At 67.0% G+C, this 22957-nt stretch carries 20 protein-coding genes; 8 read left to right on the forward strand and 12 right to left on the reverse strand.

The annotated features are described in order from the left end of the window. Positions 1 to 43 precede the first annotated feature (43 nt). Positions 44 to 355 (reverse strand): STAS domain-containing protein, encoded by a 312-nt coding sequence (locus tag CA234_RS00005; RefSeq protein ID WP_125977468.1) that lies wholly within the window; start codon positions 353 to 355, stop codon positions 44 to 46. 299 nt (positions 356 to 654) lie between these two features. Here CA234_RS00005 and CA234_RS00010 point away from each other — a divergent pair, with 299 nt between their 5' ends. Beyond that, positions 655 to 2529 (forward strand): ABC-F family ATP-binding cassette domain-containing protein, encoded by a 1875-nt coding sequence (locus CA234_RS00010; RefSeq protein ID WP_125977469.1) that lies wholly within the window; start codon positions 655 to 657, stop codon positions 2527 to 2529. Between the two features lie 166 nt (positions 2530 to 2695). Here the strand turns inward: CA234_RS00010 and CA234_RS00015 are convergent, their stop codons facing one another. Next, positions 2696 to 3481: an SDR family oxidoreductase gene (locus CA234_RS00015; RefSeq protein ID WP_126000582.1), complete on the reverse strand. Its 786-nt coding sequence runs from the start codon at positions 3479 to 3481 to the stop codon at positions 2696 to 2698. A gap of 98 nt (positions 3482 to 3579) precedes the next feature. Between CA234_RS00015 and CA234_RS00020 the strand changes: the two genes are divergently transcribed. The 4 genes from CA234_RS00020 (at position 3580) to CA234_RS00035 (ending at position 7807) form a co-directional block, all read left to right on the forward strand. After that, complete coding sequence (locus tag CA234_RS00020) at positions 3580 to 4467, forward strand: LysR family transcriptional regulator (protein WP_125977471.1); 888 nt, start codon at positions 3580 to 3582, stop codon at positions 4465 to 4467. Positions 4468 to 4544: 77 nt separating this feature from the next. Beyond that, entirely contained in the window at positions 4545 to 5123 is a 579-nt protein-coding gene (locus CA234_RS00025; protein ID WP_126000583.1) for a 2OG-Fe(II) oxygenase, read from the forward strand. Positions 5124 to 5184: 61 nt separating this feature from the next. After that, positions 5185 to 6771, forward strand: coding sequence for an MFS transporter (locus CA234_RS00030; protein ID WP_126000584.1), 1587 nt, complete (start codon positions 5185 to 5187; stop codon positions 6769 to 6771). Positions 6772 to 6781: 10 nt separating this feature from the next. Next, positions 6782 to 7807 carry an alanine racemase gene (locus tag CA234_RS00035; RefSeq protein ID WP_125977474.1) on the forward strand — a complete coding sequence of 342 codons (1026 nt, stop codon included), beginning with the start codon at positions 6782 to 6784 and terminating at the stop codon, positions 7805 to 7807. Here the strand turns inward: CA234_RS00035 and CA234_RS00040 are convergent, their stop codons facing one another. The 4 genes from CA234_RS00040 to CA234_RS00055 form a co-directional block, all read right to left on the reverse strand. Further along, positions 7808 to 8791, reverse strand: a complete 984-nt coding sequence (locus tag CA234_RS00040; RefSeq protein ID WP_126000585.1) for a 2OG-Fe(II) oxygenase — start codon at positions 8789 to 8791, stop codon at positions 7808 to 7810. It abuts the gene before it with no gap. Between the two features lie 81 nt (positions 8792 to 8872). Then, positions 8873 to 12058: a TonB-dependent receptor gene (locus tag CA234_RS00045; protein ID WP_125977476.1), complete on the reverse strand. Its 3186-nt coding sequence runs from the start codon at positions 12056 to 12058 to the stop codon at positions 8873 to 8875. Positions 12059 to 12333: 275 nt separating this feature from the next. Then, positions 12334 to 13509 (reverse strand): acetyl-CoA C-acetyltransferase, encoded by a 1176-nt coding sequence (locus CA234_RS00050; RefSeq protein WP_126000586.1) that lies wholly within the window; start codon positions 13507 to 13509, stop codon positions 12334 to 12336. A gap of 27 nt (positions 13510 to 13536) precedes the next feature. After that, positions 13537 to 14547, reverse strand: a complete 1011-nt coding sequence (locus tag CA234_RS00055) for an alpha/beta fold hydrolase (protein ID WP_125977478.1) — start codon at positions 14545 to 14547, stop codon at positions 13537 to 13539. A 71-nt stretch (positions 14548 to 14618) separates the two neighbouring features. Between CA234_RS00055 and phaR the strand changes: the two genes are divergently transcribed. Then, entirely contained in the window at positions 14619 to 15200 is a 582-nt protein-coding gene (gene phaR / locus CA234_RS00060) for a polyhydroxyalkanoate synthesis repressor PhaR (RefSeq protein ID WP_125977479.1), read from the forward strand. Between the two features lie 62 nt (positions 15201 to 15262). After that, positions 15263 to 15802, forward strand: a complete 540-nt coding sequence (locus tag CA234_RS00065; protein WP_126000587.1) for a DUF6882 domain-containing protein — start codon at positions 15263 to 15265, stop codon at positions 15800 to 15802. Positions 15803 to 15849: 47 nt separating this feature from the next. On the opposite strand, the gene CA234_RS00070 is transcribed toward CA234_RS00065, so the two are convergent. Continuing rightward, positions 15850 to 16662, reverse strand: coding sequence for a class I SAM-dependent methyltransferase (locus CA234_RS00070; protein ID WP_126000588.1), 813 nt, complete (start codon positions 16660 to 16662; stop codon positions 15850 to 15852). 51 nt (positions 16663 to 16713) lie between these two features. Between CA234_RS00070 and CA234_RS00075 the strand changes: the two genes are divergently transcribed. Next, positions 16714 to 16902 carry a hypothetical protein gene (locus CA234_RS00075; protein WP_125977482.1) on the forward strand — a complete coding sequence of 63 codons (189 nt, stop codon included), beginning with the start codon at positions 16714 to 16716 and terminating at the stop codon, positions 16900 to 16902. A gap of 38 nt (positions 16903 to 16940) precedes the next feature. Here the strand turns inward: CA234_RS00075 and CA234_RS00080 are convergent, their stop codons facing one another. From CA234_RS00080 to atpA, 5 genes are all read right to left on the reverse strand, one after another. Next, positions 16941 to 18494, reverse strand: a complete 1554-nt coding sequence (locus CA234_RS00080) for a CpaF family protein (RefSeq protein ID WP_125977483.1) — start codon at positions 18492 to 18494, stop codon at positions 16941 to 16943. Between the two features lie 133 nt (positions 18495 to 18627). Continuing rightward, positions 18628 to 18879: an ATP synthase F1 subunit epsilon gene (locus CA234_RS00085; protein WP_126000589.1), complete on the reverse strand. Its 252-nt coding sequence runs from the start codon at positions 18877 to 18879 to the stop codon at positions 18628 to 18630. Between the two features lie 157 nt (positions 18880 to 19036). Continuing rightward, positions 19037 to 20509 carry a F0F1 ATP synthase subunit beta gene (gene atpD / locus CA234_RS00090; RefSeq protein ID WP_125977484.1) on the reverse strand — a complete coding sequence of 491 codons (1473 nt, stop codon included), beginning with the start codon at positions 20507 to 20509 and terminating at the stop codon, positions 19037 to 19039. A gap of 27 nt (positions 20510 to 20536) precedes the next feature. After that, on the reverse strand, positions 20537 to 21412 hold the full coding sequence (locus CA234_RS00095; RefSeq protein WP_126000590.1) for a F0F1 ATP synthase subunit gamma: 876 nt from the start codon (positions 21410 to 21412) through the stop codon (positions 20537 to 20539). A 14-nt stretch (positions 21413 to 21426) separates the two neighbouring features. Beyond that, positions 21427 to 22956 carry a F0F1 ATP synthase subunit alpha gene (gene atpA, locus CA234_RS00100; protein WP_125977486.1) on the reverse strand — a complete coding sequence of 510 codons (1530 nt, stop codon included), beginning with the start codon at positions 22954 to 22956 and terminating at the stop codon, positions 21427 to 21429. Position 22957 lies beyond the last annotated feature (1 nt).

Consider the following 22957-nt stretch of genomic DNA (forward strand, 5'->3'; position numbering starts at 1 on the left):
ATACGCAGGCTGGGCGAATCATCGACGGTGAGGATCGAGGCGGTCATTGGGCACGTTCTCCGTGAAACCAGAAGTCGAGATCTTGGGGGGTGGCTGCGGCGAGAAAACCGGCACGCTCCAGCAGCGCAGCAACCGCCGCAGGGGCGGGGCTGCGCAGGCGAACCTCGCGACCCGTCTCCGCCGCGGCCGTGCGCAGCGCGCAGAGGATCTGGACGAAACTAAGATCAGCGTCCGTTACGCCTGCGACATCAATGTGGATCGTGCCTTCTTCTGCCAGTGCATCGATGCATTGCTGACGAAGATCGGCAGCACTGCGCATGACGGCGGAAGATGCGACGTGGAGTTCTATTTCCATTTATCCCCCGGTAAGATTTCTTAGCGCGAGCTTCATGGTCCGCACCGGCGGTCTTGGATCCAACCGCGACATGGGAATTATAGGCAGAATACCGGAGGAACGTTCTGTTCAGGGAGCAAAAAATTCGCAGGATCCGGTCGTTCCCGCGTGTTGCTGCCGCCGATCGCCCCGCCGCGACCGCACTTTTTCAAAGACGCACTAGGTAGTTACACAGGGGGAACAAACCTTTGCACCGATCGCTTTTGGCGCCGCGCTATGGCTGGCCCTGACGCGCCGCATCGGCTAGGCGCTGGCCGATCATGCTCAATCTGACCGACATCACGGTGCGCCTGGGTGGCCGCACGATTATCGACGGCGCCACCGCCAAGCTGCCGCCGCGCGGGCGCATCGGCCTGATCGGCCGCAACGGCGCCGGCAAGTCGACGCTGGTGAAGGTGATCGCCAGCCAGCTCGAACCCGATGGCGGCAGCGTCGACATGCCGCGCGGCGCCAAGCTCGGCTATATCGCGCAGGAAGCCCCCGGCGGCACCGCGACGCCGTTCGAGACGGTGCTCGCCGCCGATCTCGAGCGCGCCGCGCTGCTCGAGGAAAGCGAGACCAGCCACGATCCCGATCGCATCGGCGAGATCCACGAGCGGCTGATCGCGATCGACGCGCATGCCGCGCCCTCGCGCGCCGCGCGCATCCTCGTCGGCCTCGGCTTCGACGAGGAGATGCAGCATCGCGAGCTGGAGAGCTTCTCGGGCGGCTGGCGGATGCGCGTGGCGCTCGCCAGCCTGCTCTTCTCGCAGCCCGATCTGCTGCTGCTCGACGAGCCCTCGAACCACCTCGATCTCGAGGCGGTGCTGTGGCTGGAGGACTTCCTGAAGTCGTACCCGGCCACGATCGTGCTGGTCAGCCACGAGCGCGACTTCCTCAACAATGTCGTCGATCACATCCTGCACCTGGAGCGCGGCAAGCTGACGCTCTATCCGGGCGGCTATGACGCGTTCGAGCGCCAGCGCGCCGAGCGCCAGGCGCAGCTCGCCGCCGCGCGCGCCAAGCAGCAGGCCGAGCGCGAGAAGCTGCAGGATTACATCGCCCGCAACTCGGCCCGCGCCTCCACCGCCAAGCAGGCGCAGAGCCGTCAGAAGGCGCTCGCCCGGATGCAGCCGATCGCCGAGCTGGTCGACGATCCCTCGCTCAGCTTCGACTTCCCCAATCCGGACGAGCTGCGCCCGCCGCTGATCACGCTCGACATGGCGAGCGTCGGCTATGGCGACACGCCGATCCTCCAGCGGCTCAACCTGCGCATCGATCCCGACGATCGCATCGCGCTGCTCGGCCGCAACGGCAACGGCAAGACCACGCTCGCCCGGCTGCTCGCCGCGCAGCTGACGCCGATGGACGGCGCGATCAACAGCAGCGGCAAGATGAAGGTGGGATACTTCACCCAGTATCAGGTGGAGGAGCTCGACCGCGACGACACGCCGCTGCAGCACATGACGCGCAACATGGCGGGCGCCAGCCCCGGCGCAGTGCGCGCGCAGCTCGGCCGCTTCGGCTTTTCGGGCGACAAGGCGACCACCAAGGTCGGCAAGCTTTCGGGCGGCGAGCGCGCGCGGCTTGCCCTGGCGCTGATCACCCGCGACGCGCCGCATCTGCTGATCCTCGACGAGCCGACCAACCACTTGGACGTCGATGCGCGCGAGGCGCTGATCCAGGCGCTCAACGGCTATTCGGGCACCGTGGTCGTGGTCAGCCACGATCGCCACATGCTCGAGATGACCGCCGATCGGCTGGTGCTGGTCGACCAGGGCACCGCGAAGGAGTTCGACGGCAGCCTCGATGATTATATCGCCTTCGTGCTCTCGAAGGATTCGAGCGGCAGCGGCAAGGGCGGTGCCTCCAAGGCGGATCGCAAGGAAGCCCGCCGCGCCGCCGCCGAGGCGCGCGAAAAGGGCACCGCGCTGCGCAAGGCGGCAAAGGCGGCGGAAACCGAGCTCGCCCGGCTCCAGGCGCAGCTTTCGGCGCTGGAAAAGGCGATGTTCGATCCGGCCAATGCCGATGCGGCGCTCACCAAGCTGACGATGACCGATCTGATGAAGCGCCGCGCCGAGGTGAGCGCGCAGATCGAGACCGCCGAGCTGACCTGGATGGAAGCGAGCGAGGCGCTGGAAGGGCTGGGGGGCTGATAGCCTGAAGTCCTTCCCTCCCCCTGGCGGGCAGGGCTATCGCATTTGAACCCGAAGGATATCGGTGCATCGAAAACCATCGTCATCCCGGCTTCCGCCGGGATGACGGGAGTCCTTGGCCATATGCGATTGCCCTCCCCTGGCTGGGGAGGATCTCAATCTTGCCTCACGCGATCGTGGGCACGATTCCGCCTTCGACGCGGATCGCCGCGCCATTGGTGATCGCCCCCAAGGGACTCGCGAGCAGCGCCACCTGCGCGGCGATCTCCTCGGCCTCGATCAGCCGGCGGATCAGCGACAGCGGGCGCAGCTTGGCGAAGAACGCGGCCTCGCGCTCGGCTTCCGGCGCATCCCTGTTGTCGACCACCGAGCGGATGAACTCGACGATGCCTTCCGAACGCGTCGGCCCCGGCAGCACCGCATTGACCGTCACGCCCGTGCCGCGGGTCTGCTCGGCAAGGCCGCGGGAGATGGCGAGCTGCGCCGTCTTGGTCATGCCATAGTGGATCATCTCGCTGGGGATCACGAGCGCGCTTTCGCTGGCGATGAATAGTACCCGGCCCCAATCGCGCGCCAGCATCCGCGGGAAATAATGCCGCGCCAGCCGTGCGCCGCTGACCACGTTGACCTCGAACAGATGGTGCCAGTCTTCGTCGCTGATCTCGGTGAAGGGCTTGGCTTCGTAGATGCCGAGATTGTTGACGAGGATGTCGGTGTCGGGAACCGCCGCGATCAGCGTCGCCGCGCCTTCGGCCGTCGCGGGGTCGGCGAGGACGGGGTTTACGGTGCCGAGCTTGGCGATGCGCGCGGCGGCCTCGTCGAGCTTGGCCTGGCTGCGGCCGGTGATCGTCACCGCCACGCCTTCCTGGGCGAGCCGTTCGGCGATGGCGAGGCCGATGCCGGCGGTGGAGCCGGTGACGAGGGCGGTCTTGCCGGTAAGCTGCAGGTCCATGGGAGTATCTCCTTCCAATGTCGGAACGAGAAGTAGGCGTCGCCCGCATTGCTGAGTAGATTGCCAGGCAGCATCACAGAAGTGCATCGGAATCATGGATGGACAATCGGCTTGGCGAGATGGAGATGTTCCTGGCGGTGGCGGCCGAGGGCAGCCTTGCGGGTGCCGCCAAGGCGCTGCGCATCACCCCCTCCGCCGTCAGCCGCGGCATGACCCGGCTGGAAGCGCGGCTCGGCGTCCAGCTCGCCACCCGCACCACCCGCGCGCTGGCGCTGACCCCCGAGGGCCAAGCCTATCATGCCCGCGTCGCCGGGCTGATGGCGGAGATCGACGCGATCGAGCACAGCTTCGAGCGCGACCAGGTCCCGCGCGGGCCGCTCCGGGTCAATGCCTCGGTGCCGCTGGGCATGCAGTTCCTGATCCCGATCCTGCCCGCCTATCTGCGGGCGCATCCGGGGGTGACGGTGGACCTCACACTATCCGACGCGCTGGTCGAGCTGGTCGAGGAGCGTGCCGATGTCGCGATCCGCGTGGGACCGTTGCGCGATACCGGCATCAAGGCGGCGAAGCTCGGGCGCAGTACGATGGTGGTGGTCGCGAGTCCCGACTATCTCGCGCGCTGCGGCACGCCGCGGCACCCGAACGATCTGGATGCGCACACCTGCCTGCGCTTCAACTTCCGCCGCTCGATCGACAGCTGGCCGTTCCGCATCGACGGCGCCGTGGTGCAGCGGACGATGGACGGGCCGTTCCTCGCCAATTCGGGCGAGGCGGTGCGGCTGATGGCGCTGGCGGGCGGCGGCATCGCGCGCATGGGCCGCTTCCATGTCGCTGCCGACCTTGCCGCCGGGCGGCTGGTCGAGCTGCTCGCGGCGTTCAACCCTGGGGACGGGGAGGACATCCATGCGCTGTTCGTCGGCCATGCGCGGCTGGCGCTGCGGGTGCGTTCGTTCGTCGATTTCCTCAAGGCGGAACTGGTGCTCTGAGGCACGCCTAACCCGCTGTTAACCTTGCCCCTGTAAGCCGCAACGGCCCTGCCGGGCGTGGTGCAAGGACCGGCCAGTTGAACGACATTCGCGTACTCGACAATTTCCTCGGCGATGCGCGCCGCCAGCGCGTCTGGGACTATCTCGACCAGCCGGGCTGGGCGCACGGCGCCTATTCCTCGGGCGCGCCCGATGCGCCGCGCTATTTCTACAAGCATTTCGCCGGCTATCAGAAGAGCGCGCAGGAGGATCGCGATCCCAATGCGATCGGCAACGAGCTCCAGGCCGCCGCGCCGCTGATCGCCGAGGTGTGGGACATGCTGCTGCACAAGCCGCTCCGCGCCCAGCGGCTGTCGCGCTGCTATGCCAACCGCATGCCGGCGGGGGTCGGCGGCGGCGTCCATCTCGATTCGGACTGCAAGGAACACCTCACCGCGATCTATTATCCCCAGGCGGGGTGGAACGCCGACCAGGGCGGGGAGACGCTGTTCTTCAACCGCAGCGGCAGCGAAGTGGTGAAGGCGGTGGTGCCCAAGCCCGATCGGCTGGTGATCTTCCCCGGCACCATTCCGCATGCCGCACGGCCGATCTACGCCGCCGGCCCCGATGCCGCGCGGATCACCCTCATGTTCAAGACGCTGGGGCGTCGCGCCTGACAGATTGCTCCCCCGTGCGACTCCTGTAGAAGCACAGCGAGACAGGCGGGGGACATAGAGGATGGCCGACGAGGTTTGCGAACCGAGCGCCAGCGAGATGCGGATGGTGATCGGCGCGTCGTCGCTGGGCACCGTGTTCGAATGGTATGACTTCTTCATCTGGGGCACGCTGACCGCCACCGGTGTCCTCGGCCGCACCTTCTTTCCCTCGGGTAACGAGAATCTCGCGACCCTGCTCTCCTGGGCGACCTTCGCGATCGGCTTCGGCTTCCGCCCGCTCGGCGCGGTGCTGTTCGGCTATCTCGGCGACCGGATGGGGCGCAAATATACCTTCCTCGTCACCATCACGGTGATGGGGCTGGCCACCGCCGGCATCGGCCTGATCCCCGGCTATCGCGAGATCGGGGCGACCGCGCCGATCGTCATCCTGGTGCTGCGCATCGCGCAGGGGCTGGCGCTGGGCGGCGAATATGGCGGCGCGGCGATCTTCGTCGCCGAGCATTCGCCCGAGGGGCGGGCGGGGCACTATACCAGCTTCATCCAGGCCAGCGTGGTCGGCGGCTTCATCCTCAGTCTCGCGGTGGTGCTGCTGTTCCGCTTCGCCGCCGCCGGCGTGTGGGAAAGCTGGGGCTGGCGGCTGCCCTTCCTCTTCTCGCTGCTGCTGCTTGCCATCTCGGTGTGGATGCGCGTGCGCCTCTCCGAAAGCCCGGTGTTCAAGGCGATGAAGGAAGCGGGCGAGACCGCGCGCAACCCGTTCGTCGAGAGCTTCACCTATCCGGGCAACAAGAAGCGGCTGCTCGTCGCCTTGTTCGGCATCGCCGGCGGGCTGACCGTGGTGTGGTACACCGCAATGTTCTCGGTGCTCGCCTTCCTCTCGGGCCCGATGCGGCTCGACCAGACCGCGGCGCAGCTGATCACCGGCGCGGGCGCGGTGATCGGCGTGGGCTTCTTCATATGGTTCGGCAAGCTGTCGGACCGGGTCGGCCGCAAGCCGCCGATCGTGATCGGCTATGCGCTGACCCTGGTGCTGCTCTTCCCCTGTTTCTACGTGATCGGCAGCGCCGCGAACCCCGGCCTCGCCAAGGCATCGAAGCGGGAGCCGGTGATCGTCGCCGGGCCGCGCTGCGCCTATGACCCCTTCGCTACCACCCAGGCCGACGAATGCTGGCGGATGCTCGACCATCTCTCGCGGCTGGGAGTCAGCTACAAGACCGCCGAGGCGCCCACCGTGGTCGTCACCATCGGCGGCCAGGTCGTCGAGAGCAACGACCCCAAGGCGGTGACGGCCGCGCTCGAATATGCCGGCTATCGCTTCGATCGCATCGTGCCCGAGCCGATCGACATCGCGATGATCCTGGTGGCGATGACGGTGCTGATGGCGCTGTGCGGCGCCACCTATGGTCCGGTCGCGGCGCTGCTGAGCGAGATGTTCCCCAGCCGGATCCGCTATTCGTCGATGTCGATCCCCTATCATATCGGCACCGGCTATTTCGGCGGCTTCCTGCCCTTCATCAGCCACTACATCGTCGCGCGCACCGGCAACCCCTATGCCGGGCTGTGGTATACCTTCGCGGTGGTGGCGATGGCGCTGGTGGTGACCGCGTTCGGGCTGCGCGAGACGGTGGCGCTTCGCGCGGCGCGGCGCTAACCGACGGGGGATGACCGACTCCCCCCTCCGCCTCCGCCTCGATGCTGCCGCCCTCACCGCCAACTGGACGCTGCTGTCGCACCTGAGCGGTGCGGCGGCGTGCGGCGCGGCGGTGAAGGCGAACGGCTATGGGCTGGGCGCACGCGGCGTGGTCGCGCGGCTGGCGGCGGCGGGCTGCCGCGACGTCTTCGTCGCCACCTGGGCCGAGGCGCGGGACGTCGCCGGTCTGGGCGTATCGATTTCGGTGCTGCACGGCGTGCGCGCCGAGGACCTGGCCGAGCGCCCGGCCAACGCGCGGCCGGTGCTGGCGAGCGTCGAGCAGGTCCGGCGCTGGCGCGACGCGGGCGGGGGCGCGTGCGACGTGATGGTCGATACCGGCATGAACCGGCTGGGCGTGTCCCCGCAGCACGTGGCGGACGGGCTGCTCGACGGGCTGACGATCGACACGCTGATGAGCCACCTCGTCTCCGCCGACGAGGACGTGCCGCTCAACGCCCGCCAGCGCGACAGCTTCGCTGCGCTCGCCGGGCGGACGTCAGCACGACGGATGAGCCTCGCCAACAGCGCGGGCATCGCCTTGGGACCGGACTATCATTTCGATCTCACCCGCCCCGGCATCGCGCTCTATGGCGGCCGCCAGCGGCAGGCGCATGCCGGCATCCGCCAGGTGGTCACGCCCGAGGCGCAGATCCTCCAGCGCCGGCGGGTGCCGGCCGGCGAGACGATCGGCTACAACGCCACCTACACCGCGCCGCACGACATGGAAGTCGCGATCCTCAACCTCGGCTATGCCGACGGCTATCTGCGCTGCTTCTCGAACAAGGGGGGCGCGCACGCTGGAGACGCTGTGTTGCCGGTGGTCGGCCGCGTCTCGATGGACCTGACCGCGCTCTGCGTCGATGCCGCGCCCGATCTCGCCGAAGGCGACTGGGTGGCGATGGACTATGCCCTGCCGCAGACCGCGGCGCTGAGCGGATTGTCGCAATATGAGCTGCTCACCGGGCTCGGCGCGCGGTTCGATCGGGTCTGGGCCTGATCAGCCCGCGGCGAGCGTCCAGGGATCGACCGGCGCCTGCCGGATCCAGCGCGTCGCGATCCATTTCGCCCCGGCTCGGACCGGCTCGCCGCTGTGCACCAGCTGCGGATCGGGTGACCCATCCGGCAGCAGCGTCTCGAACAGGATGGCATCGCCCGCACGCGGCTGGACGGTGACACCGATCGCCGGGAAGCTTGTCTCGCCGCCGGCAAAGCCCTGGTTGAGATAGAGGATCAGCGTCGCCATCCGCTGGTTGGCGGCCCCGGCGATCGTATCGAGGTGGCGGCGATATTGCTGGCCGGGCGCATAGCGCAGCACGGTCAGCGGCTCGCCGTTCTGCACGTCGGTGCCGGTTGCCGCCGCGATACGCAGGTTGATGGCGCGCACGACCAGATCCTCGCGCGTCGGCCCGATCGCGCCGCCGTCCGAGGTGCGGATCGGGTGCGGCATGGGCCGCCCGCTGCGCGGATCGAGCACGAAGGAAGGCTCGAGCAGCGGCTGCGCCGTCGTGGCGAGGTGGGCGCATTCCTCGGGGGTGAGCAGCCTTGGGAAGCGCTGCAGCCGGGGCGCGTCGTGGAGTATTTCGCCGACGGGTGTGGCCAGCGGGGTACCGTCGGGCCGGAGCGCCATGTTCGCGAGCAATGCCCGCTGTGCCGCCGCGACCGGATCGTTTTGCGCGGCGATGTCGAGCGCCCGCAGCGCGCGCGGCCAATCGGGCGCAGTCTGGCCGCCATTGCCGTTGGCGAGCAGCGCGATTTCCATCAGCGCACCGTCGACATGGCCGATCGCCACCGCCTTGGCGAGGCAGGTGCGCGCGCGATCGAGGTCGCGCGGAACGGGTGCGCCGATCAGGTACCAGACGGCCAGTTGCATCCAGGCCTCGGCGCTGCCCTGCGCACCGGCATCGGCGAGGAGCGTGCAGGCCTGCTCGGTCTTGCCGGCACTGGCGAGGGACAAGGCGAGGTCGATTGGGTTGCGGTGCATGGCTGCTTCTAGCCCGGCGGGGCGGCCAAAAAAAAGGCCGGAAGGATTGCTCCTTCCGGCCCGATGCTGCGGTTTCCGCGATCAGAAGTTGGCGCGGAAGCCCATGTAGAAGAAGCGACCACGGTTGTCGTAGAGGCCCGAGCCCGTGCCCACGCCGGTGAGGCCGTAGGGCGGGTTCTTGTCCGCAACGTTGTTCACGCCGCCATAGAGGTTGAAGCTCTTGTTCACCTCGAGCGCAAAGCGGACGTCGTTGTAGACGACCGAAGGATACATGCGGATGTCCGCATAGTCCGGGTTCTGCGGCGGCTCGCCGTTGACGCTGTTATAGTCCTCGAACGTGTTCAGGTACATGCCGCTGATGTAGCGCAGCGTGTGGCCAATCGTGAACTTGCCGAACGTCACATCGGTGTCGACGGTGAAGCGGTCCTGCGGATCGTTCAACTCGCCGGTGATGACGTTCGCGTAGTTCGGACGCGACGGATCGGTGAAGTTGTCGCGCTGGATCACATGGGTCCACTCGCCCCGCATCCGCACCAGGCCCCAGTCGAACCGGTGGTTGTAGGTGACGTTCGCGTCGATGCCGCGCGCCTTGTAGCGGGCATAGTTCTGGGGCGCGTCCTGATACGAACCCTCGATGATGCGGAACGGCTGCTCGCCGTTCGGACCACCATTGGCACCCGCACGCTGGAAGAGACCGCAGAACTGGTTGTTCAGCGACGGCGCGTCATAACAGGCGTTCAGTGCGGCCTGCACCGACGGCGACGTGATCACGTTCTTGACCGTGATGTCGTAATAGTCGCCCGAGATCGACAGACCCGGCACCCAGTGCGGCTCGAAGATGCCGCCCAGCGTCCAGGAACGCGAGCTTTCTTCCTTCAGGTTCGGATTGCCGCCGCTGAGAATCTGTAGCGACGAGGTGTAGACATAGTCGTACGAGGCCGGGATGCCAGCCGCAGCGCAGTTCGCCTTGCGGTTGGCCGACCCGGTGTTGATGTTGCGCAGCGAGCAGGGATCCGCCGGGGCGGGGGTGAAGTTCTGCCCCGCGACCGCGTAAAGATCGCCCACATACGGCGCACGCACCGCACGCGAATAGCTGCCGCGGAAGCCGAAATCGCGCACCGGGCGCCAGATCGCGTCGCCGCTATAGGTGAACACGGTGCCGGTCGCGCCACGATAGTCCGAGACACGGCCCGAACCGCTCGCGGTCAGTTCCTGGAAGAACGGCACGTCCTTGAGGATCGGGATCGAGATTTCGCCGAAGGCTTCCTTCACTTCGAACGCCGGCGAACGGAAGGACGGGATCGCGTTGTAGAACGCGTAGCCGGCCTGGGTCAGCGGATCGAGGTCGTAGCGCAGCGTCTCGCGACGATATTCGCCGCCGACCGCAAGGCTCACCGCGCCGCCGGGCAGTTCGAACAGGTTGCCGGCGACGTAGCCGTTGGCGACGAACTGCGTCGCGCTGCCGGTGGCGGTGGTGTTCATCAGCAGATAGTTGCGCGCTGCGCTGCTCACCGAGCCTTCGCCGAACGGATTGAGCGGCACGCAGGCCGCGACGTCCGCCGCGAGGACCGCCGGGTTGCCGGCGCGATCACTGCCGGCATAGGCCGGGGTGACCTGCGAACGGCAGACGATGTTGCCATTGGCATCGCGGGTCGTGTCGTTCGCGAGCAGGAAGCGCTGGCGATTGACGTTGCCCTGGATGACGTTGGTTTCGCGATGCTCGCTGTATTCGGCCGACACTTCATAGTGCCAGCTGCTGGCGATCTCGCCGCGGACGCCGCCGACGAAGCGGTACACCTCGCGCTTGATGTTCTCGTCGCGCGTACCGAGATCGACCCAGTTGCGACGCAGCGAGAAGCGATAGGTGCCCGCCGCGACCTGCGCCAGCGACGCCGCCTGCTGCGCAGCGTTGATCGCAGCGCCGGTGTTCGGATTGACGCCCGTTGCGATCGCTGCCTGCAGCTGTGCGGCGATCGTGCTCCGCGCGGCACTGTTGAGGTACGGGTTGTCGAGGCGGATGCCTTCGCGGTTCACGCGACCGTTGCTGAAATAGGACAGGTCGCTGAGGCCGGTGCCCGCGACCTGATCGCTGAGCGTCTGGCCCTGCGAGAAGAACGGTCCGCTCTGCGAACCGAAGGCTTCGGTGCGGACATACTTCGCTTCGAAGAACGGCACGAACGCGCTCGACACTTCGAAATGGCCCAGCGCATTGAACGCGTAGCGCTTCACGTTGGGCGACAACACCAGCAGCTTGCCTTCGCGGCTGGTCGAGCCGTTGCCGCCGACGAAGCTGCCGTTCGGGCCGAGGCCGACGCGCAGGCCGGTCTGCGGCGTGAGGGTACCGCCCGGCTGGAACAGATAGGCGCAGGTGAAGGCATTGCCGACCGCGTCGGTGCCGCACGGGCGGCTGCCGGCGTTGCCGTAGCGGAAGCCCAGCTGGCCGCCCAGCGAGATGGTGGTGCTGCGCAGATCACGGAAGAAGAGGCGATCCGGCACGTCGTCGGACGAGGCGCCAGTGTCGGTGTCGACCACGACGAACCCGTCGTTGTGGCGCAGCGCCGGACGGTCGGAAGCATAGTAATCCGACTGGTGCGAATATTCCGCAGCGACGACGATGTTGCCGCGGCCCTCGGCGAAGTTCTTGCCCGCCAGCAGCGAAACGGTCTGGTTGCCGGCATCGCCATAGTTGCTCACGCCGGCGCGGGCATTGAGCTGGAGACCGTCGAAATGATCCCGCAGGATGAAGTTGACGACGCCCGAGATCGCGTCCGAACCGTACACGGCGGACTTGCCGCCGGTGACGATCTCGACGCGCTCGATCAGGTCGAGCGGAATCGTGTTCACGTCGACGGCGTTGCCGTTGTTGATGATGTCGCTGGTGACCTGGCGACGGCCGTTGATCAGCGTCAGCGTGCGCGAGGTGCCCAGGCCGCGAAGATCGAGGAAGTTCTGGCCGCGGCGGCCGAGGCCCGAAGTCGAGTTCTGCGAACCGACGGTGCTGCGCAGCTGCGGCATCGTGTTGAGCACGTCGCCCACCGAGATGCGGCCGCTGTTGGCGATCTGCTCGGCGGTAACCGTGGTGATCGGAACCGGCGAATCCTGATTGGCCGAGCGCAGGCGCGAACCGGTCACGACGATCGACGTGTCTTCGTCGGCAGCGGCTGCACCGCTTTCATCCTGCGGCGTGGTCTGCGCCAGTGCCATGGTCGGGATCAGCATTGCGCTTCCGACCAGCGCCGTCGCGCCCAATAGCTTGGAAAATTTCATGAGTTGCCCCTCACAGGCGGGATGCCTGACGGGGCTTTGATCCTCTCCGGCACGATTCTTACAAGGGGTTTGGTTGCGAATTTTACATCTTTGTTACGGGCTGTTGCAGTGGTGCCACAGCTTGCAACGAATTGTTGCCAAAATGTCTAAAGGGGACGTAATTAAATTTCAAACACTTGCTTAAGAAATGGCGCACGTGTCGCCCGGCCGTGCCGCAACGAAAACAGCCGGGGCTTTCGCCCCGGCTCCATGCTGCTCGGTGCGGCGCTGAAGGCTCAATCGCGCTCGACGCACATCGCGATGCCCATGCCGCCGCCGATGCACAGCGTCGCCAGGCCCTTCTTGGCGTCACGCTTGTTCATCTCGTGGAGCAGGGTGGTGAGGATGCGCGCGCCCGAGGCGCCGATCGGGTGGCCGATCGCGATCGCGCCGCCGTTGACGTTCACCTTGTCCGCATCCCAGCCCAGCTCCTTGCCGACCGACAGCGCCTGTGCGGCGAACGCCTCGTTGGCTTCGATCAGGTCGAGGTCGGCGATCGTCCAGCCGGCCTTTTCCAGCGCCTTGCGGCTCGCGGTGACCGGGCCGATGCCCATGATCGACGGGTCGACGCCGGTGCTCGCCCAGCTGCGGATGGTGGCGAGGATCGGCGCGCCGCGCTTCTCGGCTTCCTCGCGGCGCATCAGCACCAGCGCCGCGGCGCCGTCGTTGAGGCCCGAGGCGTTGGCGGCGGTGACGGTGCCGTCCTTCTTGAACGCGGGCTTGAGGCCGGCGACGCTGTCCACCGTCGCGCCGGCGCGGATATATTCGTCGTCGGCGACGATCGTCTCGCCCTTGCGGGTCTTGACGGTGACCGGCGCGATCTCGTCCTTGAAGCGGCCGTCTGCACGCGCCTTCTCGGCGAGGTTCTGCGAGCGCACCGCGAAGGCGTCCTGCTCGCTACGGGTGACCTGGTACTGTTCGGCGAGATTCTCGGCGGTGATGCCCATGTGATAGCCGTTGAACACGTCGGTCAGGCCGTCCTTGATCATCGTGTCGACTAGGCTCAGGTCGCCCATCTTGGTGCCCGGGCGCAGCGACTGGGCGTGGGTGCTCATCGACATCGATTCCTGGCCGCCCGCGACAATGATGTCGGCGTCGCCGTTGCGGATCGACTGGAAGCCGAGCGCCACCGCGCGCAGGCCCGAACCGCAGACCTGCTGCACGCTCCACGCCGGCACTTCCTTGGGCACGCCCGCGTGCATCGATGCCTGGCGGGCGGGGTTCTGGCCCTGCGCGGCGGTGAGCACCTGGCCGAGAATGACTTCGGAGACTTCCTCGCCCTTCACGCCCGATTCGGCGAGGGCGGCCTCGATCGCGACGCGGCCAAGCTCGTGCGCGGGGGTGGCGGCGAAGGCACCGAGAAAGCTGCCCACCGGGGTACGCTTGGCGGCAGTGATCACGACGTCGGTCATGCTGGTCTCCTGGGGTGTGTTTGCTCGCTATCTAGTGCGGGGAAGCGCGGTTAACCAGTCGGCAAGCGGCGCCCACACCGCCTTTCGCGCGCGGCCGCCGACGATCATGCCGACATGGCCGAGCGTCATCTCGCGCACCTCGCCCAGCCGCGCGGCGCTGGCGGCGGGAACGATGCGATCGGTGGTGGAGATCAGCGAGAGGGCGGGGACGGTCAGCGTCTCGGGCCGCGCGGTGATGCCCGCGACCTCCCAGCGGCCGCTGCCGGGCAGGTCGGCCGAGAGGAAGTCGTCGAACAGCTGGCGACCGGCGCCGAAGCTGAGCGGCGCGCCGGCATTGGCCCAATCCTCGAGCACGACGAAGGCGCGCGCTTCCGGGTCGCGCGGGCGGAGGCGGCCGAAGCGCTCGTACTTCACGATCGTGCGGCGGGGGTCGAGCTGCCAGAAGCCGGCCTGCAGTACCTCCATCGGCACCACGCCCAGCCGCTCGCAGGTGGGATAGGCCCCGTCCCAGAGCGCCGCGAACCGCTCCAGTGCCGCGCCATAGCCGGCGAAGTGCCAGGGCGCGGCGATGGTGACGAGGCCGGCGGTCTCGATCGCCTGCGCCGCCGCGATCGCCATGGTGCCGCCCAGGCAATAGCCCGCCAGCACCGGCGGGCGCCGCAACTGCTGCAGCAGGGGGAGCAGCAAGCGCTCGACATGGCCGTTGACGTCGAGCTGGGCTTCGTCCGGCGCCGGGCTCCCCCAATCGACCAGCAGCGGGCGCACGCCCTGGCGCGAAAGCCAGCGCAGCAGCGAATTGCCGCGGGCGAGATCGAGCACCACCGGCGGGTTGATCAGCGAGGGGACGAACACGACGGGCTGCCCATGCCCGCCATAATCGCGCAGCACGGCGCGGCCGGCGCGCGCAATGATGGGCTTTTCGGGGCGCGGCGCGGGGCGCGGGGCACGCTGATAGGCGGCAAGACCTGCCAGTGCGGCTGCCCGCCTTTCCGGCGATGCTGCCGTTTCGTTGCGCAGCAATGCGAGAAAAAGCGGCAAAGGGCGCGGTCCGTGTTGCGGCGCGTCAGAAACTGTAGTTAGGTGCGCATCTGTCACGCGCGGGGTTCCCCATGAAGAAAGCTGCACCTGGAAGCGGTCCGGTCATTATCAAGAAATACGCGAACCGCCGGCTCTACAATACCGAGACTTCGTCCTACATCACGCTCGAGCATCTCGCAGCGATGACGCGCGAAGGCCGCGACTTCAAGGTCGTCGACGCCAAGACCGAGGAGGACATCACCCATAACGTCCTCACCCAGATCATCATGGAAGAGGAAGCCCGCGGCCAGACGATGCTGCCGGTGAACTTCCTGCGCCAGCTCATTTCGCTGTATGGCGATTCGATGCAGGCGATGGTGCCGGGCTATCTCGAAGCGTCGATGGACAGCTTCCGCCGCAACCAGGAACAGTTCAAGTCGGCGGTCGAGGGCGCCTTCGCCAACTCCCCCTTCGCGGAGATCGCCAAGCGCAACATGGCGATGTTCGAAGCGGCGGCGAGCGCCTTCCAGCCGGGCGGCGCGGCGAATCCGACGCCCGGTGCTGCGCCTGCCGCAGCGCCGGCTGCGCCCGAGGCGAGCAGCGACGGCGACGTGTCGTCGCTCAAGGCCGAGCTGGCCCGGCTGCAGGAAAAGATCGAGAAGCTGGGGAAGTAAGGGCAGCGCGGGCGTGGTGCCACGCGCGGTCCCGCGCCCATCAAAATCGGGAGTAGCGATGCATGACGCTATGGCTCGGTGCGCTGGCAACGCTGCTGTTCGGGGCGCCGGTCGTGCCGGATGACCCACGGGAGCGCGTGCATCAAGCCAAGGAACTGGTTTTTGCCAGAGCCAATGCTGAAATCGCGTTGAAGACCGAAGTCTTCCAGCACATGGTGGGTCGAGAGGCGTTCGACTGGAGCGTCGACCTCGACGAAGGGTTCATTCGCTTCACTGCCCCAAGTTATGTCGCCAGCGCGCCGGTTCAGGTCATCGGCACCTACAACACGCGCGACGGCACCTTCCTGTGGGCGTGGGACCATCCCTCGATACCGGAAAGCCGGCGCGCCGATGCGAAGCTGGCGCGGCAGTTCGGCGAACTGCAGAATCTTTCGCAATACACCACACGCAAGGTGTCGTGCACCGAAGGAGAGGCGTGGCAGTTTACCGCGGTGGCCTCGTACCTGGCAGGCGCAACGGGTACGTATCGCGGAAAGTCGGGGCCCACGCTGATCTACATGACCTTCGGGAAACTCGCGGTCAGCCCGAAAAAACCTTCTTAGGCATGCCGCTACGCCATCCGCCGTTGCGGATGGCGTAGCGTGCAGCATCAGGGCTTGCGGAACTTGAGCGTCATGCGGTCGCTTTCGCCGATCGCGGCGTATTTGGCCCGGTCCTGGTCCTTCAGCGCATAGCTGGGCGGCAGCGTCCACACGCCGTTCGGCCAGTCGGCGGTATCGGCCTTGTTGGCATTCACTTCTGACGCGCCGACGAACTTGAAGCCCGCCGCCTCGGCGAGTCGGCGCACGGTCGAGACCTTGATATAGCCGCTCTTGGTCTCGCGCTCGTCGCTGGCGCTCTCGGGCAGGCGATGGTCCTCGATGCCGAGCGTGCCGCCCTTCTTGAGCATCGCGTACATCTGCTTGAACGCCTCGGGCGAATAATCCTGGCCGCTCTGCTGATAGCCCATCCGCCAGTTGTGCACGTTGCGGAAGGTGAGGACCACGTCCGCCGTGCCGTCCGGCACCTTGGCCTGGCCCGCGGCGGCGGGGAAGCTCACCACGCGAATCGGGCCGTACAGCGCGGCGTCCTTCGCCTTCAGCGCCTCGACGCCCTTGGCGTTGCCGCTCGGCACCGCCGCATAGAGCGTGCCCTTGCCCTTGGTGAGCGGGGCGAGGATCTCGGTATACCAGCCGCCGCTCGGCCAGATCTCCACGACCGTGTCGCCGGGCTTCACGCCGAAAAAGGCGAGCGTTTCGGCGGGGTGGCGATATTTGTCGCGCGCGCTATTGGCGGGGGTGCGGCTGGGCGCCGCGACCGCGGCGTCGATCGCCTGGCGCAGCGACGCGGGTTGCTGCGCAGCAACGCTGGCGACGGCGGCGAGGGTGGTGATGGCGGCGACGGCTACAAGACGATGGCGCATACGCGATGGCTCCCTGCTATCGATGTGCGACTGTGACGCAACAAGGTGACGATGCAACTACAATTCTGGATCGCTGCGGGGGTTGCGTTGCTGATCGCGATTGTCGCCGGGGTGGCCGAGCATCGCCGCCGCACGCGGCGCAACCTCGAGCAGGTCGGCTGGGTGCCGTGGATGGCGATCCAGATGGCCGGACTGTTCGCCGCGCTGGTGCTGGTCAGCGTCGCCTTGCACGCGGGGTGAGGCTTCTGTCTCCCCTCCCGCAAGCGGGAGGGGGATTTTCAGAGGCACGCCTCGAGCAGCGCTTGATCGAAGCCGAACTGCTTGGCCTTGTCGAGCGTATAGGGGCGCAGGCCCATCGAGCGATACTCGCCGATGATCTTCCCGTCGGTGCCCTCGTCGAGATATTCGAACTTGAACAGCTCCTGGGTGACGATCACCGGGCCTTCCATGCCGATCACTTCGGTGACGTTGGTCACCCGGCGGCTGCCGTCGCGCAGGCGCTTCACCTGGATGATCAGGTCGACCGAATCGGCGATCTGGCGGCTGATCGCTTCCTTGGGCACCTTGATGTCCGACATCATCACCATGTTCTCCATCCGCGCCAGCGCCTCGCGCGGGCTGTTCGAGTGGAGGGTGCACATCGAGCCGTCGTGACCGGTGTTCATCGCGGCGAGCATGTCGAAACACTCGGCGCCGCGGATTTCGCCGAGAATGATGCGATCGGGGCGCATGCGCAGCGCGTTCTTGACGAGGTCGCGAATCGAGATCTCGCCCTGGCCTTCCAGATTCGCCGGCCGAGTCTCCAGCGGCAGCCAGTGCGGCTGCTGCAGGCGGAGTTCGGCGGCGTCCTCGATCGTCAGCACGCGCTCGCCGGGGTCGATCATCTTCGAGATCGCGTTGAGCATCGTCGTCTTGCCCGAGCCGGTGCCGCCCGAGATGACGATGTTGAACCGGCTGGCCCCCGCAATCTTGAGCGCGGTCGCCATCTTCTCGGACATCGATCCGCCCTTGGCCATCATGTCGAGCGTGATCGGCTTGGCGGAGAATTTACGGATCGAGATCGCGGTACCGCGCAAGCTGAGCGGGGGCACGATCACGTTGACGCGGCTGCCGTCCTTGAGGCGCGCGTCGGCGAGCGGGGTGGTCTGGTCGACGCGGCGGCCGACCGAATTGCAGATCCGCTGGGCGATCTGGAACAGATGCTCCTCGTCGCGGAACTGGATGTTGGCCAGCTCCAGCTTGCCCTTGCGCTCGACATAGGTCTGCTCGGGGCCGTTGACCATGATGTCGGTGACGGCGGCGTCGGCGAGCAGCTCTTCCAGCGGGCCTAGGCCGAGCAGCTCGTCGACCAGCACCTTTTCCAGCGCGAACTGCTCGCGCCGGTTGAGGGTCAGCTTGAGCTCGGCGAGCACCTCGCCGATGATCGGGCGGAATTCCTCGGCGAGCTCGTCCTTGCTCAGCGTCGCCGCCGCCTCGGGATCGACGCGCTCGAGCAGGCGCGGCAGCACCTGTTCCTTGATGCGGTGGATCGAGGCCTCGAAGCCCTCGTTGCGCGAGCTGCCCTGGTCGGCGGGCGCGGCCTGGCGATCGGCGAGCCGCTGCATCGCGTCGGCGCTGGCGGCGCTGGGGCCGAGCGGGTCGCGCTCGAGCATCGGGTCGGCGAAGTGCTGGCCGGGCAGGGGGACCGAATCGAGCGGGGGGAACTGCTCACCGCCGAGCGGCAGCGGCTCGGGGCGCTGGAAGCCGCCGCCCTGCATCGGCCGCGCGACGCCAAAGGTCGGACGTCCGCCGGTTCCCCCCCCAATGCCGCCACGACGCCCGAACGCGCTCATCGAACTTCAGTCCTCCAGAAGACACGGGGACTAAAGGAGAAGCCTTGCGATTTGGCTAACTATGCGCGGCGCCCCAAACGCAAACAGCCCCGCTCGCGCGGGGCTGTTGCAGGCCGGCGACTGGGTGCCGGGCTTATTCGGCGCGTTCGGCGAGAACGGTCAGGCCGCGCTCGTTGACCTCGGCGAAGCCGCCTTCGACGCGGATCAGCTCGGGCGTGGTGGCGCCTGCCTTGTACAGCTCGATATTGCCGTCGCGGATCGTCGACATGATCGGCGCATGGCCTTCGAGCACGCCGAAATCGCCCTCGCTTCCGGGGACGACGACCATATGGACGTCTTCCGAGCGGACGAGACGTTCCGGGGTGACGAGTTCGAAGTGCAGCATCTCGGTTCTTCCTAAGCCCCTCTCCTTTAGGGGAGGGGTTGGGGTGGGGGCTGTTCGCCTCCGACGTCGGTATTCGCTGGGGCTACGGGACGCTCGCTTGCGCTCGCGCCCCACCCCAACCCCTCCCCTAAAAGGGGAGGGGCTAGTCGTGGTAGTCTTACGCCTCGTCGGCGAGCTTCTTGGCCTTGGCGATCGCGTCGTCGATGCCGCCGACCATGTAGAAGGCCGCTTCCGGCAGATGGTCATATTCGCCGTCGACCACCGCCTTGAACGAACGCACCGTGTCTTCCAGCTGCACGAAGGCGCCCGGAATGCCGGTGAACACTTCGGCGACGTGGAACGGCTGCGAAAGGAAGCGCTGGATCTTGCGGGCGCGGGCGACGGTCAGCTTATCCTCTTCGGAAAGCTCGTCCATGCCCAGGATCGCGATGATGTCCTGCAGCGACTTGTACTTCTGCAGGATCGCCTGCACCGCACGTGCCGTCTCGTAATGCTCCTGGCCGACGACGCGCGGCTCGAGCACGCGGCTGGTCGAGTCGAGCGGATCCACCGCCGGGTAGATGCCCAGTTCGGAGATGGCGCGGTTGAGCACGGTCGTCGCGTCGAGGTGGGCGAACGACGTGGCCGGTGCCGGGTCGGTAAGATCGTCGGCGGGCACGTACACGGCCTGCACCGAGGTGATCGAACCCTTGGTGGTGGAGGTGATGCGCTCCTGCAGCGCGCCCATGTCGGTCGACAGGGTCGGCTGATAGCCCACCGCCGAGGGAATACGGCCGAGCAGTGCCGACACTTCCGCGCCCGCCTGGGTGAAGCGGAAGATGTTGTCGACGAAGAACAGCACGTCCTGGCCTTCGACGTCGCGGAAATATTCGGCGATCGTCAGGCCCGACAGCGCGACGCGGGCGCGGGCGCCCGGCGGCTCGTTCATCTGGCCGTAAACCAGCGCGACCTTCGAACCTTCCGAGATCGCGTTGCCGTCGGCGTCCTTGGCGATGACGCCGGCGTCGAGGAACTCGTGATAGAGATCGTTGCCCTCACGGGTACGCTCGCCCACGCCTGCGAACACCGAGGTGCCGCCATGGCCCTTCGCGATGTTGTTGATCAGCTCCTGGATGAGCACGGTCTTGCCCACGCCGGCGCCGCCGAACAGGCCGATCTTGCCGCCCTTGGCGTAGGGCGCGAGCAGGTCGATCACCTTGATGCCGGTGACGAGAATCGCGCTGTCGGTCGACTGCTCGATGAACTCGGGGGCCTTGGCGTGGATCGGCGCCTTGAGGTCGGTGGCAACCGGGCCGCGCTCGTCGATCGGCTCGCCGACGACGTTGAGGATGCGGCCGAGCGTCGCCGGGCCGACGGGCACCTGGATCTGGTTGCCGGTGTCGGTCACGGTCTGGCCGCGGGTCAGGCCTTCGGTCGCGTCCATCGCGATCGTGCGGACGGTGTTCTCGCCCAGATGCTGCGCGACTTCGAGAACCAGGCGGTTGCCGTTGTTCTGGGTCTCCAGCGCCGAAAGGATCGCCGGCAGGTTGTTCTCGAACGTCACGTCGACGACCGCGCCGATCACCTGGCTGATGCGGCCGACATTGTTGGTGCCCGTGGTCGGGGTGGTGTCTACAGCGGCGGTTGCCATTGTTGCTTTCCTTGCTTCGTGCAGCTTTTAGAGCGCTTCGGCGCCCGAAATGATTTCCACCAGCTCGGTCGTGATCGCGGCCTGGCGGGAACGGTTATACTGGATCGTCAGACGGTTGATCAGGTCGCCGGCGTTGCGCGTGGCGTTGTCCATCGCGGTCATCGACGCACCCTGCTCGCTGGCCTGGTTCTCCAGCAGCGCCTTGAAGATCTGCACCGTCAGGTTGCGCGGCAGCAGATCGGCGAGGATCGTCTCTTCGTCGGGCTCATACTCGACCGACGCACCCGCGCTCGCCACCGTCGTCTCCGGCACCGAGACCGGGATCAGCTGCTGCTCGGTCGGCACCTGGGCCAGCGCCGAGCGGAAGTGCGAGTAGAACAGGGTCGCCACGTCGAACTCGCCCGCGAAGAAGCGGTCGGTCACGTCCTTGGCGATCGCACGCGCCTCGTCGTACCCGGGGGTCCGCACGGCGGTCGTGTCGAACTGGCCGACGATCATGCCGGGGAAGGTACGGGCGATCACCGCGCGACCCTTGCGGCCGACGAGGTAGAACTTCACCGTCTTGCCCTCGGCGATCAGCGTGCGCGCCTTGAGGATCGCCGCCTTGACGATGTTGGCGTTGAACGCGCCCGACAGGCCCTTGTCGCCATTGGCGACGATGAGCAGCTGCGTGTCCGCCTTGCCGGTGCTGGCGAGGAGACGCGGCGCATTGTCGCTGGCCCCCACCTTGCTGGCGAGGCTGGCGACCACGCCCTCAAGGCGCTGGGCATAGGGGCGCGCGGCTTCTGCGGCGGCTTGCGCCTTCCGCAGCTTTGCCGCCGCGACCATCTGCTTGGCCTTGGTGATCTTCTGGGTCGACTTGACCGAGGCGATCCGGCCCTTGAGTTCCTTGAGGTTGGCCATCCGGCGGCAGTCCCTTAGGCGAAGGTCTTGGTGAAGGCGTCGAGCACGCCCTTCACCTTGTCTCGCGTACCGTTCTCGAAAGCCTTGGTGTCGCGGATCTCGGCGAGCACATCGGCATGCTGCGAACGGAAGTGCGCGAGCATCGCGGCTTCGAAGCGGACGACGTCCTTGACCGCGACATTGTCGAGGTAGCCGTTGGTGCCGGCGAAGATCGAGATGGTCTGCTCTTCGAACGACAGCGGGCTGAACTGCGGCTGCTTGAGCAGCTCGGTCAGGCGCGCACCGCGGTTCAGCAGCTTCTGGGTCGAGGCGTCGAGGTCCGAACCGAACTGCGCGAACGCGGCCATTTCGCGATACTGGGCGAGCTCGAGCTTGATCGAGCCCGACACCTTCTTCATCGCCTTGGTCTGCGCCGACGAGCCCACGCGCGACACCGACAGACCGACGTTGATCGCCGGACGGATGCCCTGGTAGAACAGGTTGGTCTCGAGGAAGATCTGGCCGTCGGTGATCGAGATCACGTTGGTCGGGATATAGGCCGACACGTCGCCTGCCTGGGTCTCGATGATCGGCAGCGCGGTCAGCGAGCCCGAGCCGTTGGCGTCGTTCATCTTCGCGGCGCGCTCGAGCAGGCGGCTGTGGAGATAGAACACGTCGCCCGGATAGGCTTCGCGGCCCGGCGGACGGCGGAGCAGCAGCGACATCTGGCGATAGGCGACGGCCTGCTTGGAAAGATCGTCATACACGATCACGGCGTGCATGCCGTTGTCGCGGAAGAACTCGCCCATCGCGCAGCCGGTATAGGGCGCGAGGAACTGCAGCGGCGCCGGCTCCGAGGCGGTGGCGGCGACGACGATCGAATACTCCATCGCGCCATTCTCTTCGAGCTGGCGGACGATCTGCGCGACGGTCGAGCGCTTCTGGCCGATCGCGACGTAGATGCAGTAGAGCTTCTTGCCTTCGTCGCCCGAGCTGTTCGGGCCCTTCTGGTTGATGAAGGTGTCGATCGCGACGGCGGTCTTGCCGGTCTGGCGGTCGCCGATGATCAGCTCGCGCTGCCCACGGCCGATCGGCACGAGGGCGTCGATCGCCTTCAGGCCGGTCTGCACCGGCTCGTGCACCGACTTGCGCGGGATGATGCCCGGGGCCTTCACTTCGACGCGGCGACGCTCGGTATATTCGATCGGGCCCTTGCCATCGATCGGGTTGCCCAGACCGTCGACGACGCGGCCGAGCAGGCCCTTGCCGACGGGGACGTCCACGATCGTGCCGGTGCGCTTGACGGTGTCGCCTTCCTTGATCTCGGCGTCCGAGCCGAAGATCACGACGCCGACGTTATCGGCCTCGAGGTTGAGCGCCATGCCCTGCACGCCATTGGCGAATTCGACCATCTCGCCGGCCTGGACATTGTCCAGCCCGTGGATGCGCGCGATGCCGTCGCCGACGGACAGCACCTGGCCGATTTCCGAAACCTGCGCTTCGGTGCCGAAATTGGCGATCTGGTCCTTGATGACCTTCGAGATTTCTGCGGCGCGGATATCCATC

Origin of the sequence: Sphingomonas sp. ABOLE (assembly GCF_003950455.1) — a bacterium.
Classification (GTDB): domain Bacteria; phylum Pseudomonadota; class Alphaproteobacteria; order Sphingomonadales; family Sphingomonadaceae; genus Sphingomonas; species Sphingomonas trueperi.